The sequence below is a fragment of the Sphingomonas sp. Mn802worker genome (assembly GCF_000382485.1).
Taxonomy (GTDB): domain Bacteria; phylum Pseudomonadota; class Alphaproteobacteria; order Sphingomonadales; family Sphingomonadaceae; genus Sphingomonas.
Map to the genome: position 1 here is coordinate 68,916 of NZ_AORY01000014.1, position 16,726 is coordinate 85,641.

Sequence of the window (16,726 nt, forward strand, 5' to 3'; positions counted from 1 at the left end):
TTCCCATGGCGCGAGAACGTAGAGCGCGCTCGTTATGTCCTCAAGCCGACGCTTGCTCATCCTCGCGCGCGATCTCGCGCCAACCGATATCGCGGCGGCAGAAACCGGTCGGGAAGTCGATCCGGTCGACTGCGGCATAGGCCGCCTTCTGCGCCGCGCCGACACTGTCGCCGGTCGCGGTGACCGCGAGCACGCGTCCGCCGCTCGCCATTAGCCGCCCGTCCTGCAACCGCGTGCCCGCCTGGAACACGCGCGCGCCGTCCGCCTCGGCCGCCGCGATCCCGTCGATCGTGCCGCCGGTCTCGGGTGTGCCCGGATAGCCGCGCGCCGCCATCACGACGGTCAGCGCGACCTCGTCGCGAAAGCTGGGCGCGGGCAGATCGGCGAGACGCCCTTCCGCCACCGCCAGCAGCACCTCCGCCAGATCGCCGTCGAAGCGCGCCATCAGCACCTGGCACTCGGGATCGCCGAAGCGGACATTGTATTCGATGAGCTTGGGCCCGTCCGCCGTCAGCATCAGCCCGGCATAGAGCACCCCGACGTACGGCGTGCCCGCGGCGGCCAGCGCATCGATCGTCGGACGCACGATCTCGCCCAGCGCGCGTTCCTCGTCCTCCGGTGAGAGGCACGCCGCGGGCGAATAGGCGCCCATGCCGCCGGTGTTCGCGCCGGTGTCGCCGTCGCCGACGCGCTTGTGGTCCTGCGCCGATCCGAACGATGCGCTGACCGTGCCGTCGCTTAGCACGAACAGGCTGGCTTCTTCCCCTTGCAGGAACTCCTCGATCACTGCCTCGGCCGGGCCGTCAGCGAACAGGTCGCGGATCGCCGCCTCGGCCTCGTCACGCGACATCGCGACCGTTACGCCCTTGCCCGCGGCGAGGCCGTCGGCCTTGATGACGCAGCGGCAATCGTCACCATCGGCGAAATCGTCGAGGCAGGCGAGCGCACCGTCGCGCGAGGTGACGCGGAAATAACGCGCGGTCGGGATGCCCACACGCGCGCACAAATCCTTGGTGAAACCTTTCGACCCCTCCAGCCGCGCTGCCTCGCGGCCGGGTCCGAACACCGGCACGCCGATCGCGCGGACGTTGTCGGCCAGCCCTTCGACCAGCGGCGCCTCCGGCCCGACCACGACCAGCCCGATCTGCTGTCGCCGCACGAAGTCGATCACCGCGCGGTGGTCGCTCGTATCCAGCTCCGCGATCGTCGCATGTTCTGCGATGCCGGGGTTGCCCGGTGCGGCGAAGAGCGTACCTAGAGCCGGCGACTGCGCCAGCCGCCACGCCAGCGCGTGTTCGCGGCCGCCCGACCCGATCAACAGGATATTCATGGCCGACCCCCTTTTCGATACGTCCGCGGACGCTCCGGCGAGCCGGCTGGTAGCCGAGCCGGTCGCGGGCGACAATGCGATGGCGCTGTCGGTCGGCGAACTGTCGGGCCGGTTGAAGCGGATGGTCGAGGGCGAGTTCGGCCATGTCCGGCTGCGCGGCGAGATCTCGGGCTACAAGCGCGTCGCCTCCGGCCACTCCTATCTGGCGCTGAAGGACGACAGCGCGGTGATCGACGGCGTGATGTGGAAAGGGAACAGCGCCGGCCTCGCCTTCCGCCCAGAGGACGGCGTCGAGGTGATCGCGACCGGGCGGCTGACGACCTATCCGGGGCGTTCCAAATACCAGATCATCATCGAGCGGATGGAGCTGGCGGGCGCGGGCGCACTGATGGCGCTGCTGGAGCGCAACAAGGCGCGCTTCGATGCGGAGGGGCTGTTCGCCAAGTCGCGCGCGCGCCGGGCACTACCGTTCATGCCGCGCGTGATCGGCGTCGTTACCTCAGGGACCGGCGCGGTGATCCGCGACATCCTCCATCGGTTGGAGGATCGCTGCCCGACGCACCTCATCGTCTGGCCGGTCAAGGTGCAGGGGCAGGGCGCGGCGGAGGAGATCGCGGCGGCCGTGCGCGGTTTCGACGCGCTGCCCGGCCGCAATGATGCGGCGCCGGGCGCTGTTGCAAGACCCGATCTCGTCATCGTCGCGCGCGGCGGCGGCTCGATCGAGGACTTGTGGGCGTTCAACGAGGAACCGGTCGTGCGTGCGGTCGCCGCCTGCTCGATCCCGATCATCTCCGCGGTCGGGCACGAGACCGACACCACGCTGTGCGACCACGCCGCCGATCTTCGCGCACCGACGCCGACCGCGGCGGCCGAGATCGCGGTGCCGGTGCTCGCCGATCTGCGCTACACGCTCGATGCGATGGGGGCGCGCACCGCTCGCTGCGCCAACCGCCATGTCGAGCGCGGGCGCGAGCGCTTGACCGCGATGGCGCGCCTGCTTCCTTCACGCGACCGGCTGCTCGGACCCCAGCGGCAGCGGATGGACGAGGCCGCGTCGCGCGCAGACCGTGCACTCGAACGCCGCGTCGCGGGCGCGCGCGGCACGCTCGACCGTGTGGCGGGCGCGATCCGCCCGGCGACGCTCGACCGCCGGCTGGAGGCGGCGCGCCGCAGCCTCGTCGACGTGGGTCGTCTGATCGAAAGCCTCAATCCCGATCGCATCCTCGAACGCGGCTATGCCCGCGTGACGACGCGTGGCGGGGCGACGATCACCACCGCGCAGGCGGCACGCGACGCGGGCGCGATGACGCTCCACTTCCGCCATCATGAGGTCGTCGACGTGATTGCCGACGCGGCGGTTGAGGAAACGCCTGCTCGGCCCCAGGTGCGTCGCAAGCCCCAACCGCACGCCGGCAAGCCCGAACAACCGACCTTCCTCTGACGGACCAGATCAATGCTCATGTCGAACACCAACCGCCCTGCGAAGCTTCACTACATGGCCAACGGCTTTCGCGTGCTGAGCACCGGCGACCATGTCGTCTGCGCCGCCTCAGGCGCCGCGATCGCGCTTGACGACCTGCGCTACTGGGACGTCGCCGGACAGCGCCCGTTCGCGACCGCGCAACTCGCCAGCGAGGCGATGCGGCCGCGCTAGGCGCGCAGGCTTAGCGGTCGCGCCGCACCTTGGCCGACGCGTTACCCTCGAACGCCGCGAAATAGCTGCCGAGCATCCCGGCGCTGATCCGCACCTTCGTGCCCGGCTTGATCCGCGCGAGCATCAGCATGCGGTCGTCGTCCTGCACCCAGCGCGCGCCGCCCTCGACCGTGAAGACCAGTTGCCCCGCGCTGTTCTTCGCCGAACTCGTCACCACCGTGTCGAGCCGCTTGAGCTCCGTATCCTCGCGCTTCGACGAGTCGGCATTGTCCTTCCCGAACAGGTTGCGCGTGGGCAGCGCGAAGCCGAACAGCGACCGCCGCGTTTCACGCACCGCTTTCTCGTCGAGCACGACGATCTTCTTCGTCTCGGCCGCGGTCGACAGCGCCGCCACCTCGCGATCGAAACAGGCGAGGCGGGCGCTGTCGCCCTTGATGGAACGGCACGCGATCAACGGGTCAAGTGCCTGTGTTCGCGGCGGATTTACGGTCCCGGCCGTTGCCGCCTGAAGCGCCAGCCCGATGATCACCTCTGCTGCTGCCATGTCTGTCCCCTGTGTCATTTCGGTGACGCTCTGCCGGGAAAGCGCTGCCGGATTGTAACGATGGATTTACAGCCGGCACGATATGGCAGCAAGCAGAGCCTAACGCGCCATGAAGTTGCGAGAACGGCAGTTTGGCGTTGTGAAACGGAAAGGGATTTCGGCAGTGAAGAAGCAATTGCTTGCCAGTCTGAAGGCGGGTGCGGCTCCGGTCATCATCGGCCTCGGCATCATGTCCGCGCCGGCGTTCGCGCAGACGCAGCCTGACACGACCACCGGCACGACGCCGCAGACGGCGCAGCCGACCGCCGGTCCGGTCGAGGGCCTGAGCCCCGCCGAAAAGCCCGCCAGCGCGGACGGCAACAATGCCGGCGCCGCGGCCACCGGCGACATCGTCGTCACCGGCTCGCGCATTCCGCAGCCGAACCTGACCTCGAGCAGCCCGGTCACGGTCGTCAACCAGCAGGATTTCAAGCTGCAGGGCGTGACCCGCACCGAGGATCTGCTCAACTCGCTGCCGCAGGTGTTCGCCGACCAGGGTGGCTCGGTCTCGAACGCCGCAACCGGCACCGCGACCGTCAACCTGCGCAACCTGGGTGCGAACCGCACGCTGGTGCTGATCAACGGCCGTCGCCTCGTCCCCGGCGATCCGACCGACTCGGCCGCCGACATCAACTTCATTCCCTCGTCGCTGATCAAGCGCGCGGAAGTGCTGACGGGCGGCGCGTCGTCCACCTACGGCGCGGATGCGGTCGGCGGCGTCGTCAACTTCATCCTCGACACCGATTTCACCGGGTTCAAGCTCGACGGCCAGTACAGCCTCTACCAGCATGACAACAATGCCGGTTCGGGCACGATCAACGCGCTGCGCAACCGCGGCTTCGGCTATCCGAGCGGCCCGGTCGCAGACGGCGGCACGATCGACGTCAGCGGCGTCATGGGCACGTCGTTCGACGACAACCGCGGTCACATCACGGCCTATCTCGGTTACCGCAAGATCAACGCGATCACGCAGGACAACCGCGACTACAGCTCGTGCGCGCTCGCGTTCAGCCGCGCCGGCGTGCCGAGCTGCGGCGGTTCGGCGACCTCGGCCAATGGCACCATCTTCGACGGCCAGTCGAACACCTATCAGGTCGGTGCCAACTCGACGCTGGTCCCCGGATCGACGCCGTACAACTACGCGCCGACCAACTATTATCAGCGCCCCGACGAGCGTTACACGGCGGGCTTCTTCGCCAATTACGAAGTGTCCGACGCGTTCAAGCCGTACATGGAAGGCATGTTCATGGACGACCGCACGGTCGCCCAGATCGCGCCGTCGGGCGACTTCGGCAACACGTATTCGCTCAACTGCAACAATCCGCTGCTCAGCGCGCAACAGCGCGGCATCATCTGCGCACCGACCAGCCTGATCGCGCGTACGGTGGTGCAGAACCCGGACACGGGTGCCTACACCACGGTTGCGCCATCCTACTCGGCGACGGGCGTGGTGTCGTCGATCGCGCAGAACCGTGCGCTGTACGGCAACACTGCCGGTGTGCCAGCGGATGCGTTCACCGCGTTCAACTTCATCGATACGACCACCGGCGGCACCTACAATCGCGGCTTCGCGCAGATCCTGCGTCGCAACGTCGAGGGTGGACCACGTCAGGACGACCTGCAGCACACCGCCTACCGCTTCGTTGCCGGTGCGCGTGGTGACGTGTCCAAGGGCCTGACCTACGACGCTTACTATCAGTATGGCCGGACCAACTTCGCCGAGACGTACCTGAACGATTTCTCGGTCACGCGCCTCGGCCGTGCACTGGATGTCGTGTCGGTCAACGGCACGGCGACCTGCCGTTCGGTCGTGGACGGCAGCGATCCGAACTGCGTACCCTACAACATCTTCTCGCAGGGTGGCGTGACGCCGCAGTCGGTCGCTTACCTCGCGACGCCGGGCTTCCAGCGTGCGCAGGTGACCGAGCAGGTCGCGTCGGTGAACTTCACCGGCCTGCTGGGCGAGTATGGCATCCAGTCGCCGTGGGCGAGCGAGGGTGTCGGCGTCAACTTCGGTGGTGAATATCGCCGCGAGACGCTGAACCTCAACACCGACACCGCGTTCCAGACCGGCGACCTTGCGGGCCAGGGTGCGGCGACGCTGCCGATCAACGGCGCGTTCAACGTCTACGAAGCCTTCGGTGAAGCGCGCGTGCCGATCATCTCGGACAGCTTCATCAACAGCCTCGCGATCGAGGGCGGCTATCGCTACTCGAAGTACGAGGTCGGCGCGCGCGACTTCAGCACCGACACCTACAAGGTCGCGGTTGATTTCGCGCCGGTTCGCGCGATCCGCTTCCGCGGCGCGTACAACCGCGCGGTTCGTGCACCGAACATCCAGGAGTTCTTCGCAACGCAGCGTATTGCGCTGAACGGGTCGACTGATCCGTGCGGCGGTCGTGTGCTGACCGCAGCGGACGCGGGCTGTCTCGCGCAGGGTCTGCGTGTCGGTCAGACCGTGGCGCTGAACCCGTCGGGCCAGTATAACGGCCTGATCGGTGGTAACCCGAACCTGCGCCCGGAAACGGCGGACACCTACACCGCGGGCGTCGTGCTGCGGCCGGAGTTCATCTCGTTCCTGCGCAACTTCGCGGTGACGGTCGATTACTTCAACATCAAGGTGAAGGACACCGTCCGTCAGATCGGTCAGGACACGATCCTCGCGTCGTGCACCGCCAATGCCGCGTCGCCGTTCTGCTCGCTGATCAACCGTGACTCGACCGGATCGCTGTGGCGCTCGAACCAGGGTTATGTCACCGACCTGACGCAGAACCTGGGCACGCTGCAGACGAGCGGCATCGACGTCGGCGCCAACTTCAATTCCGAAGTCGGCTCGGTCGGCACGATCTCGTTCAACTTCAACGGCACGTGGCTGAACGACTTCAAGGTCAACAACGGCGTCGTCGCGACCTACGATTGCGCAGGTTACTACGGCACGCAGTGCGGCACCCCGGCACCGGAATGGCGTCACAAGACGCGCCTGACGTTCACCCTTGCCGACGGCATCGGTATCTCGGGTCAGTGGCGCTACTTCTCGGCCGTCCGCATCGACGCGAGCAGCAACCAGTCGGCTTTGTCGGGTGACTTCACCGCGTACAATGCGCGCATCAAGCCGCAGAGCTACTTCGATCTCGCGCTGACCGCGCCGATCGCGGATAAGTTCGCTTTCCGCCTGGGTGTGCAGAACCTGCTCGACAAGGATCCGCCGCTCGTCGCGGGTGCGGGCGCCTATGCGCAGCCGGCCGGCTTCGCCAACGGCAACACCTATCCGCAGGTGTATGACGCACTCGGCCGCTACATCTACTCGGGTGTGACGCTAAACTTCTGATCGATCGATCAGCAATCGAGAGGGCCGGGGTATTCCCCGGCCCTTTTTTTGTGCGCGCGACCCGCTACGATCGCGCGGCATGTCGACGCACGATCAGGCACAGCCTCAGGCGACCGCCACCTCGTTGAGCGCACATGAGGCAGTGGCGCTCGCCAGTCACGCATCGGCGCATGGCGGCGAGGAGCAGGCGATCGACCGGGTAGCCGCCGCCGCCCGCCGCATCGGCAATGACCCGCTATTGTGGCAATGGACCGCGCTGTTGCACCGCGCGCTCGACGACCGACGCGCGGCGTTGCTTGCGTTCGAGGCCGCGACGCGCCTTGCGCCGCGCGACGTGCGGATCGCGCATGGCCTCGCGCAATGTCGCTATGAGGCGGGTCTAACGAGCCTTGAGCACTTCGATGCCGCGCTCGCCCTGGCGCCGTTCGATGCCGGATTGCTGCTCGGTCGCGCCGCGGCCTTGTTCTCCGCCGGGCAAGGGGAGGAGGCGTGCGTGAGCCTGCGACGCGTCCTCGCACAGGAACCGCGCTGGATCGACGGGCAGCGTGAACTCGCGCATCTGCTCTGGCTGCGCGGTGCGCGCGAGGAGGCTTTCGTGCCGCTCCGCCACAGCATCGCGGCGCAACCCGCCGAGCCTGCCAAGTGGCAGTTGCTGCTGGAATTGTTGATGGAGGCGAAACGCTACGACGACGTGCTCCGCCACGCCGCAGCGGCGCGCACCAGTATCGGCAACCAGCCCTTCCTTCGCGCTGCCGACCTCGCTGCGCGCGCCGAGGCAGGGCTGCTTTCCGCCGATAGCGACGCGTTCTCCTCCGCCAATCTGGCGAGCGATGCCGGTATGGCGGTCTACCACGTCCGCCATCTGCTGCGTCACCGGCGCGTTGATCGTGCCGCACGGGTCATCGAGCCGTGGCTGGGGCGTGCAGAGGCGGCGTCCTTCTATCCTTATGCCTCGCTGGTCTGGCGGTTGACCGACGATCCGCGCCACGCCTGGCTTGAGGGCCAGCCGCAACTGGTACAGCAGCATGACCTGTCGCGTGTCTTGCCGCTGGCTCGCCTTGCCGCCTTGCTGCGGGAGCGTCATCACGCCGGCGGACCGCATCTGAACCAGTCGGTCAACGGCGGCACGCAGACCGAAGGCATGCTGCTCGCGCGGATCGACCCCGAGATCGAGCAGCTGCGCGAAGAGATCCGCGCCAGCGTGCGCCGCTATATCGACGCGCTGCCGCCGCGTGACGGTTCGCACCCGACGCTTGCGCCGGATCGACGTGCGCGGCCGCGTTTCGCCGGATCATGGTCGGTGCGGTTGCGCGGCGGCGGGCATCATTCCAACCACGTCCATCCCGCCGGCTGGATCAGCTCGGCGCTCTACATCGACTTGCCTGAACGCGCCGCGGACGAACCGGCAGAGGCGGGCTGGCTCGCGATCGGGCAACCGCCCGCCGATCTCGGGCTCAGCCTTCCGCCCACCGCGATGATCGAGCCGACGCCGGGCAAGCTGGTGCTGTTCCCCTCGACGATGTGGCACGGCACCATGCCGTTTGCGGCCGGCGAACGGCTTACCGTCGCCTTCGACATCGCCTATCCGACGTCGCCATGACGAGCATCAGAGAGCAGGTATTGGGCGCAGCCGGTGCGGATTGGCGCACAGGCAAGCGCACCCGCGCGCGCGACCGGCTGCGCGACGCAATCGACCAACTGCCCGACGACCCGGTACTGCCGGCCATGGCAGGGCTGCTCGCATGTCAGGACGGCGATCCCGCGGCTGGCGCGATCTTGCTGCGACGCGCACTCACGCTCGACCCCGCCGAACAGGCGACGCGCTTCAACCTCGTCGCAGCGCTAATCGACGTGTGCGCCTTCGTGGAGGCGGACGAGGTTGCTGCATCGCTTGACGAGGCGAACTCGCGCGCCATGAGGATGCGCGCCTTCCTGTCGGCCGAGTGCGGCCGCCACGACGAGGCGGTGACCCGCTACGCCGCCTGGCTGCGCCTTCAGCCCGGTGACGCGCAAGGCTGGAACAACATCGGCAACAGCTACACCGCGCTTGGGCGCCACGATGACGCGATACAGGCGTTTGAGCGCGCGGTGCAAATCGCGCCGAACGAGGCCGCGCCGCACGTCAATGGTGCCAAGGCGCTGACCGACGCGGGTCGCGACGAATACCGACTGTCGTGGACGCGCCGCGCCGCCGGGTTGCTGCCAGACGATTACGACATCGTCTTCCAGCACGGCCTCGCCGAGGCGAACAGCCGCGACTTCGATCGTGCGGTGGAGGTGTTCGCCAGCGCGGTCGCACGCGCACCGCAGCGCTCCGACGCATATGTCGAGCTTGGCCTGCTGTACGAGAACCTCAACCGCATCGACGAGCTGGAGCAGCTTGTTGCAACCGCGCGCGCGAGCGGCGTTGCCGACCGGCACGTCGCGCTGATCGCGGCGTGGCTGCATCGGCGGCGTGACCGCCTGAACGACGCCGCGCGCGAGGCGGAGCTGATCGGCACTGACGTGGCACCCGTCAGGCGTCACCACATCCGCGCCGACATCGCCGAGCGGCGCGGCAAGGCCGGGGAAGCATTCGCCGAATTCACCTTGATGAACCAAGCCGCGCTGGCCGGGGCTGGGGCGGGCGAGGAGCCGGACTACCTGGCCCGCGTCCGTCAGGAAGGCGACGGGCGACTTGCCGCGACCGTGCGCGACGCGGCCACGTCAACGACGCGCACGCCGGCGTCGCCCGTTTTCATCATGGGCTTCCCGCGATCCGGCACGACGCTGCTAGACACGCTGCTGATGAACGATCCGCGCTTCCACGTGCTGGAAGAACTGCCGATCGTCGGTACGATCGAGGCAGAGGCGCGCGCCGGCGGCGGGATCGACCAGGCCGATCCCGACGAGCTGCGCCGGCGCTATTTCGCCTTGCTCGAGCGGGTGGCGCCGAACCAGCGCGGAGCGACCGTGGTCGACAAATTCCCGCTCCACATGGCGCGCGTGCCGCTGCTTCATCGCATGTTTCCCGACGCGCGGATGATCTTCGTCGAGCGACATCCGTTCGATGTCGTGCTGAGCTGCTTCATGGCGAACTTCCAGCCCAATCTCGCGATGCGTCACCTGACCTCGCTGGGCGAAGCGGCGGCGCTCTACGACGCGGCGATGACGAGCTTCACCAATGCGGAGAGCCAGCTTCCGCTCACCGTACATCGCTTCCGTTACGAGCGCCTCGTCGCCGATCCCGACGCGGAGTTGCGGGCGCTGATGCGCTTCCTCGACGTGTCGTGGAACGATGACCTCCTCGACAATCAGGCAAGCGCCAGCCGCCGCGGCCATATCGCCACCGCCAGCTATTCGCAGGTGACCGAGCCGATCTACACGCGCGCGATCGACCGGTGGCGGCGCTACGAACGCTATTTCGGTGACGCCGCGGCGCTGCTGCGGCCGTGGTGCGAGAAGCTCGGCTACGAGGCGTAGCCACGTCCGGGTGGGCTAACTTCCGCCCGGACGTCCGTCATCGCTACTGCGCCGACAAGGCGAGCTTGCCGTCACCCTCATCGACATGGACGGTCGCGCCGTCCTTCACCTCGCCACGCAGGATCAGGTCGGCGAGCGGGTCCTGCAGGTAGCGTTGCACCGCACGCTTCAGCGGCCGCGCGCCGTAGACCGGATCATAGCCGACCCGACCCAGCCACGCGCGCGCCGCATCGGTCAGGTCGAGCGTTACCTTGCGGTCGGCGAGCAGCTTGCCGACCCGCGACACCTGAATGTCGACGATCGGTCCCATGTGCGCCTGACCCAGCCGGTGGAACAGGATGATCTCGTCCAGCCGGTTGAGGAACTCCGGCCTGAAGTGTGCGCGCACCACGTCCATCACCTGCGGCTCGACGCTTTCCACGTTCGCGTCCTCGGGCATGTTGGCGAGGAACTGCGAGCCCAGGTTCGAGGTCAGGATGATCAGCGTGTTGCTGAAATCCACCGTCCGCCCCTGTCCGTCGGTCAGCCGACCGTCGTCGAGCACCTGGAGCAGCACGTTGAATACGTCGCCGTGCGCTTTCTCGACCTCGTCGAACAGGACGACCTGATAGGGCCGTCGCCGCACCGCCTCGGTCAGCACGCCGCCTTCCTCATACCCGACATAGCCAGGCGGCGCACCGATCAGCCGCGAGACCGCGTGCTTCTCCATGAACTCGCTCATGTCGATCCGCACCATCGCGTTCGGGTCATCGAACAGGAACTCCGCCAGCGCCTTGGTCAGCTCGGTCTTGCCGACGCCGGTCGGTCCCAGGAACAGGAACGAGCCGAGCGGACGGTTGGGGTCCTGCAAGCCGGCGCGCGCACGGCGTACCGCGGTGGAAACCGCGCGCACGGCGTCGGCCTGTCCGATGACCCGCTTGCCGAGCACCTCCTCCATCCGCAGCAGCTTCTCGCGCTCGCCCGCCAGCATCCGCTCGATCGGCACGCCGGTCCAACGACTGACGACGCCGGCGATGTCGTCGGCGGTCACTTCCTCGCGCAGCATCGCGCCCTGGGTCGTCGCTTGCGCCTCGACCAGCTGCCGCTCGAGCGCGGGGATGCGGCCGTAGGACAATTCGCCCGCGCGCGCGAGATCACCCTGGCGCTGCGCCTGTTCAAGCTCGAGCCGCGCGGCGTCGAGCTGTTCCTTCAGCTTCGCCTCGCCCGCGATCTTGTCCTTCTCCGCCTGCCAGCGCGTCGTCAGTTCGGCCGACTGCTGTTCGAGGTTGGCGAGCTCCTGCTCCAGATTGACAAACCGGTCGCGCGAGGCCTCATCCGACTCACGGCGCAATCCCTCGCGCTCGATCTTGAGGCGCAGGATGCGGCGGTCGAGCGTCTCGATCTCCTCGGGCTTGCTTTCCACCTCCATGCGGATGCGGCTGGCCGCCTCGTCCATCAGGTCGATCGCCTTGTCGGGCAGGAAGCGGTCGGTGATGTAGCGGTTCGACAAGGTCGCGGCCGAGACGAGCGCACCATCGGTGATGCGCACGCCGTGGTGCATCTCGTATTTGTCCTTCAACCCGCGCAGGATCGAAATCGTATCCTCGACCGTCGGCTCCCCGACGAAGACTGGCTGGAAGCGCCGCTGGAGCGCCGGGTCCTTCTCGACATACTTGCGATATTCGTCGAGCGTGGTCGCGCCGACGCAGTGGAGCTCGCCGCGCGCGAGCGCGGGCTTGAGCAGGTTGCCCGCGTCCATCGCCCCCTCCGACTTGCCCGCGCCGATCAGCGTGTGCATCTCGTCGATGAACAGCACGACCTCGCCCTCGGCCTGACGCACCTCGTCGAGCACGCCCTTCAACCGCTCCTCGAACTCGCCGCGGTATTTCGCGCCCGCGATCAGCGCGCCCATGTCGAGCGCCATCAGCCGACGGTCCTTGAGCGTGTCGGGCACGTCGCCGTTGGCGATACGAAGCGCCAATCCTTCAGCGATCGCGGTCTTGCCGACGCCGGGTTCGCCGATCAGCGCCGGATTATTCTTCGTCCGGCGCGCGAGGATCTGGATCGTGCGGCGGATTTCCTCGTCGCGGCCGATCACGGGATCGAGCTTGCCGTCGCGCGCTGCTTGGGTGAGATCGCGCGCGAACTTCTTGAGTGCGTCGTAGCGATCCTCGGCCGACTGCGTGTCCGCGGTGCGCCCGCCGCGCAGCTCGTTGATTGCGGTATTGAGCGCCTCTGGCGTTACGCCCGCCGCCTTGAGCGCCTTGCCCGCTGCGGTGTTGAGGCTGAGTGCCAGCGCGACGAGCATCCGCTCGACGGTGACGTAGCTGTCGCCTGCCTTCTTCGCGATCTCCTCGGCCTGGTCGAGGACGCGCACCGTGTCGGTGCCGAGACCCGGCGGGGTCTGCGCGCCCGATCCGCTCACGGACGGGATCTTGGCGAGCGCAGCGTCGACCTCGGCGGTTGCGCGGCGCGCGTCGCCGTCGGCGCGCGCGATCAGCCCCGCGGCCATGCCCTGCTCGTCCTCGAGCAGCGCCTTCAACAGATGTTCGGGCGCGATCTGCTGATGGTTCATGCGGATCGCGACGGTGCGCGCGGACTGGAGAAAGCCCTGTGCGCGGTCGGTAAACTTGTCGAGGTTCATGTCTGTCCCCTGAGGTCTTGCCGACTAGATGGTGTGATATTCAAGCAACACAAGTGTCCCTGCTATGCGTCAGTCTTCCACGTCTTCTCGCGCAGGTTGAGGTGCGTCAGCCGACGGTGCGCGAGGCGGGGCCCGAGGAAGCGGTAGAAGTACCAGTCCTTCGCGCCATGCGGCGTGAAGTGGTAAAGCAGCCGCTCGACAAGCGTCCAGCGCACGCGTGTCCGATCGGAACGGCGCGGGGAGGGGACGCACCACATGTCGTAGGGGTAGACCGCATCGCCGCGTGCGAGCACGCGTTCCATGATCTCGTGATCCATCAGCACATAGGGCCAGTGCGCGTGCGTGTAGCCTCCCGCCGCGACATAGGCCTCGGTGCGGAAGCACTGACCATAGCCGCCGGTGTGCGTCTGCTTCGGCCACAGCCGGCTGACACGCTGGTTGTGGCGACGCTTGGCGAGCGCGGCCGGGCCGTCGGCGGGATCGGTCACGTCGGTTGCCATCACCGCGACGACGCGCGTGCCGCCCTTAGCGAACGCCTGCGCCGCAGTGGCGAGATAGTGCGGGGGGTAGAAGGTGTCGGCGTCGGTGAAGGCGACGAACGGCGTCGCGATGTGCGGATTGGCGGTTTCCAGTGCGTGGATCTTGCCGGGCTGGTCCGTGAACAGGTGGATCACCTCGACATCATGCATCGCCGCCGCCGCGTCGCGCGCGATTTCGGCCGAGCCGTCGTCGGACGCATTGTCGACGAGGATCAGGCGGAAGGGCTTGAGTGTCTGCGCGTCGAGGCTGGCAAGCGTTGCGGCGAGGTAGTCGGTTTCGTTGTAGTAAGCGAGAACGACGGTCCATTCGGGCGCCATCACGCGTCTCCTCGCGCCAGCCGCAGCAGCGTCTGGCACGCGGGCTCGCTCGACCGCAGCCCATGCGTCGCCAGCGCGTGCGCGCGCGCCATCAGCCCCATTGCCGCCATTCGCGTCGGATCGGCGAGCAGTGCGGCGACCTCCCGTCGATAGTCGCGGTTGGTGACGCGCAGCCCGCAATTCGCCGGCAGCACGTCGGCGCTGATCCGGTCGGCGAAGGCGACCACCGGCCGGCCGCACGCCATCGCCTCGACGATCGCGCGCGGGAAATAATCGCGCCGCCCGGCGTGAAAGTAGAGCGCAGCCGAGCCGAGCAGCGCAGGTATCGCGGCATTCGGCACGTGGCCGAGCCAGTCGATTTCGGGATAGCGCTTGGCGAGCGCGTCCGCATCAGGTCCGCCGCCTGCGACCGCGACACGGTGCTCGACCGACAATGCGCCGACCTCGGAGAAGCTCTTCCACCGCGTCAACCGGCTGACCGCGATCACGTCGCGCCGCCGCTCGCCCATCACGGGGCGGAAGCGTTCGGTGTCGATCGACTTGGGCAGCCGCTCCATCCGCGCGTACGGGATCGCCGATCGCCACGGTACGCGCGGGCGGGCAAGCGCGCGTTCCTGCAACTCCGATTCGGTGAACACCATCGAGGCGTGCGGCACCAGCCGGCTCCAGTAATCGCCGCCGATGATGACCGCGAAGCGGCGCGCATCGGGCTTGAGCACGCGGTCGAACAGGCGATAGCCCGCGCCGCCGTTGCTGCCGATCACGACGAACAGGTCGGCCGTGTCGGCGCGCGCGGCGGCAACCATCGCGTCGCTGTAATGATCGCGCGACTTCGTGCCCCCGCCGTTTCGCGCGAACAGCCTGAGCGTGTAGGGTGCGCCCAGATCGGGCGTACAGCGCAGCACCGCGTCCTCGCGCGCCACACCCCATAACTCGACATCGGCTCCCAGCGCCGATAGGAGCGCGGGCATCCGGCGGTCGCGATTGTCCCAGCGCAGCCACTCCGCGGGATCGGCGACGCTGTGATACGTCGGGTAGGAAAGAACGAAGACGATGCGTGTCATGTCAAGGCGCGGCGGATACCAGCACGCTTTCGCGCTGACTAGGATCATGGCGTGACGCCCGCAGTCCAGCCGTTTGGTGACGATGGCCCGCGCATTTCGTGCCTGATGGTGACCGCCGACCGGATGGCGCTGGCCGAGCGATCGGTCGATTGCTTCCTGGCGCAGACCTATCCGAATCGCGAGCTGATCGTCGTTGACGACGGCGAGCAGGATTATGCGCCGATCCTGTCGCGCGTGCCCGCCAACCGGTTGATCCATCATCGCTTGGCCAAGGACCCCGCGACCACGCTCGGCGCACTTCGCAACTTGTCGCTCGATCTCGCGCGTGGCGACCTGATCGCGCAATGGGACGACGACGACTGGTTCGATCCCGAGCGGCTGGCGCGGCAGATCGTCGTGCTCGGCGACCACGCGGCATGCTGGTGCCCGGTCGCGCTGATGCATCTCGCCGAGCCCGAGTGGCTGGAACGCCCGTACATCGGCTGGTTCCAGGGCGGGGTGCCGAGCACGATCCTGCACCGTCGCCGCGACGACATCCGCTACCCGCTGGAGCGCCGCGGCGAGGACAGCACCTACCGCGACGCGTGGCGGCGGCTGGGGTTCACGCTGCTCGACGAGGGCGAGGCGGCGCTGCTGATCCGCTGCTTTCACGGCGGCAATACATGGGAGCGAACGCATTTCGAGAAGCGGATCGCGCTCACCCCGCGCGACCGGATCGAATGGGGCGTGCGCCGCCTGCTCGGGCGAACGGAAGGTTATTCGCGCTTTCGCTTGACCGGGCGACAGCAGGCATCGTTCGACGCCTTCTTCGCACACTCGCGCGCACTTGGGTTGTTCTGATGACGCTGATCGAGCGTGTGCGGTCATGGGCGGGAACGGAGGATGCAAAGCGCGTCGCGATCGCGCTGCGTGTGCTGTTCTTCGCCGCCATGTTCACCTGGCTCGTGCTCAAGGTACGCGCGATCGGCTGGCGGCAGGTGGCCACGTCGCTGCCGACCAACCCGCTGTTCTACCTCCTGTTCTTCGTCAATTTTCTGATCCTGCCAGCATCAGAGACGGTGATCTACCGCATCGTCTTCCGCCGGGCGCTGCCGCGCGCGTTCCCGGTGCTGATCCGCAAGCGCGTCTACAACAGCACGCTGGTCGGTTATTCGGGCGAGCTGATGTTCGCGATCTGGCTCAAGCGCAGCTTCGGGCTCAAGACCAAGCGCATTCTGGTGGCGTTGAAGGACAATGCGATCCTGTCGGCGGTGTCGTCGGGTCTCGTCACGTCCGTGCTGCTGGTGCTGTTCGCCGCAACGGGCAATGCGCGGCGGATCATCGACTGGCTTCACCCCGGACCCGCGCTGATCGTCGCTGGCATCCTCGCCGCAGTGTTCGTGCTGCCGGTGCTCTACCGCCTGCGCCGTCACCTGATCGCGCTGACGGGAGGGCAGGCCGTCAGCGTGCTCGGCATCCACGTCTCGCGCACCTCGCTCGTCGTGCTGTTGCAGGCGGCGCAATGGGCGGTGGTGCTGCCGCAGGAGCGCTGGGACACGTGGCTCGTCTTCCTGACCGCGCAGATGGTGATCTCGCGCCTGCCGATCATCCCCAACCGCGACCTCCTGTTTCTGAGCGCCGGGCTGGAGATGAGCAACACGATCGCGGGGCCGCGCGCGGCGATGGCGGGGCTGCTGCTCGCGGGCGGCGCGCTGACGCAGGCGATGAACCTCGGCTTCTTCATCGTCACCTCGTTCATCGCGCAGCCGCCGAAGCTCGACGCGCGCGAGATGGAGGAGGTGGACGACGCCGACGAGGAAGCGCTGATCGCCGGTACCGCCTGAGC

At 67.7% G+C, this 16,726-nt stretch carries 12 protein-coding genes; 7 read left to right on the forward strand and 5 right to left on the reverse strand.

Annotated elements, in window-relative coordinates; genetic code table 11:
• Window positions 1-40: 40 nt before the first annotated feature.
• Entirely contained in the window at window positions 41-1,330 is a 1,290-nt protein-coding gene (purD, locus tag SMN802W_RS0112990; protein ID WP_019517350.1) for a phosphoribosylamine--glycine ligase, read from the reverse strand.
• Between purD and xseA the strand changes: the two genes are divergently transcribed.
• A complete protein-coding gene (xseA, locus tag SMN802W_RS0112995) occupies window positions 1,329-2,771 on the forward strand; it encodes an exodeoxyribonuclease VII large subunit (protein ID WP_019517351.1) in 1,443 nt (480 codons plus the stop codon). The two genes, purD and xseA, sit on opposite strands and share 2 nt — an antisense overlap.
• A gap of 12 nt (window positions 2,772-2,783) precedes the next feature.
• Window positions 2,784-2,984 carry a DUF2093 domain-containing protein gene (locus SMN802W_RS0113000; protein WP_019517352.1) on the forward strand — a complete coding sequence of 67 codons (201 nt, stop codon included), beginning with the start codon at window positions 2,784-2,786 and terminating at the stop codon, window positions 2,982-2,984.
• Window positions 2,985-2,994: 10 nt separating this feature from the next.
• Here SMN802W_RS0113000 and SMN802W_RS0113005 read toward each other — a convergent pair whose 3' ends face one another.
• Window positions 2,995-3,528 (reverse strand): hypothetical protein, encoded by a 534-nt coding sequence (locus SMN802W_RS0113005; protein WP_019517353.1) that lies wholly within the window; start codon window positions 3,526-3,528, stop codon window positions 2,995-2,997.
• Window positions 3,529-3,691: 163 nt separating this feature from the next.
• Here SMN802W_RS0113005 and SMN802W_RS0113010 point away from each other — a divergent pair, with 163 nt between their 5' ends.
• The 3 genes from SMN802W_RS0113010 to SMN802W_RS17130 all read left to right on the forward strand — a co-directional run bounded on the left by SMN802W_RS0113010 (window position 3,692) and on the right by SMN802W_RS17130 (window position 10,357).
• Window positions 3,692-6,895, forward strand: coding sequence for a TonB-dependent receptor domain-containing protein (locus SMN802W_RS0113010; protein WP_019517354.1), 3,204 nt, complete (start codon window positions 3,692-3,694; stop codon window positions 6,893-6,895).
• A 79-nt stretch (window positions 6,896-6,974) separates the two neighbouring features.
• Window positions 6,975-8,495 carry a putative 2OG-Fe(II) oxygenase gene (locus SMN802W_RS17125; protein ID WP_019517355.1) on the forward strand — a complete coding sequence of 507 codons (1,521 nt, stop codon included), beginning with the start codon at window positions 6,975-6,977 and terminating at the stop codon, window positions 8,493-8,495.
• Window positions 8,492-10,357: a tetratricopeptide repeat-containing sulfotransferase family protein gene (locus SMN802W_RS17130; protein ID WP_019517356.1), complete on the forward strand. Its 1,866-nt coding sequence runs from the start codon at window positions 8,492-8,494 to the stop codon at window positions 10,355-10,357. The genes SMN802W_RS17125 and SMN802W_RS17130 overlap by 4 nt, the downstream gene beginning before the upstream one ends.
• Window positions 10,358-10,400: 43 nt before the next feature.
• Here SMN802W_RS17130 and clpB read toward each other — a convergent pair whose 3' ends face one another.
• The 3 genes from clpB to SMN802W_RS0113035 form a co-directional block, all read right to left on the reverse strand.
• Window positions 10,401-12,980, reverse strand: coding sequence for an ATP-dependent chaperone ClpB (clpB, locus tag SMN802W_RS0113025; protein WP_019517357.1), 2,580 nt, complete (start codon window positions 12,978-12,980; stop codon window positions 10,401-10,403).
• Window positions 12,981-13,042: 62 nt separating this feature from the next.
• Window positions 13,043-13,837 carry a glycosyltransferase family 2 protein gene (locus SMN802W_RS0113030; protein ID WP_019517358.1) on the reverse strand — a complete coding sequence of 265 codons (795 nt, stop codon included), beginning with the start codon at window positions 13,835-13,837 and terminating at the stop codon, window positions 13,043-13,045.
• Window positions 13,837-14,901 carry a glycosyltransferase gene (locus tag SMN802W_RS0113035; protein ID WP_162140021.1) on the reverse strand — a complete coding sequence of 355 codons (1,065 nt, stop codon included), beginning with the start codon at window positions 14,899-14,901 and terminating at the stop codon, window positions 13,837-13,839. The genes SMN802W_RS0113030 and SMN802W_RS0113035 overlap by 1 nt, the downstream gene beginning before the upstream one ends.
• Before the next feature lie 51 nt (window positions 14,902-14,952).
• Between SMN802W_RS0113035 and SMN802W_RS17135 the strand changes: the two genes are divergently transcribed.
• Window positions 14,953-15,741, forward strand: a complete 789-nt coding sequence (locus SMN802W_RS17135) for a glycosyltransferase family A protein (RefSeq protein WP_156818895.1) — start codon at window positions 14,953-14,955, stop codon at window positions 15,739-15,741.
• Window positions 15,741-16,724 (forward strand): hypothetical protein, encoded by a 984-nt coding sequence (locus SMN802W_RS0113045; protein WP_019517360.1) that lies wholly within the window; start codon window positions 15,741-15,743, stop codon window positions 16,722-16,724. Before SMN802W_RS17135 ends, SMN802W_RS0113045 begins: the two co-directional genes overlap by 1 nt.
• The last annotated feature ends 2 nt before the right edge of the window (window positions 16,725-16,726 follow it).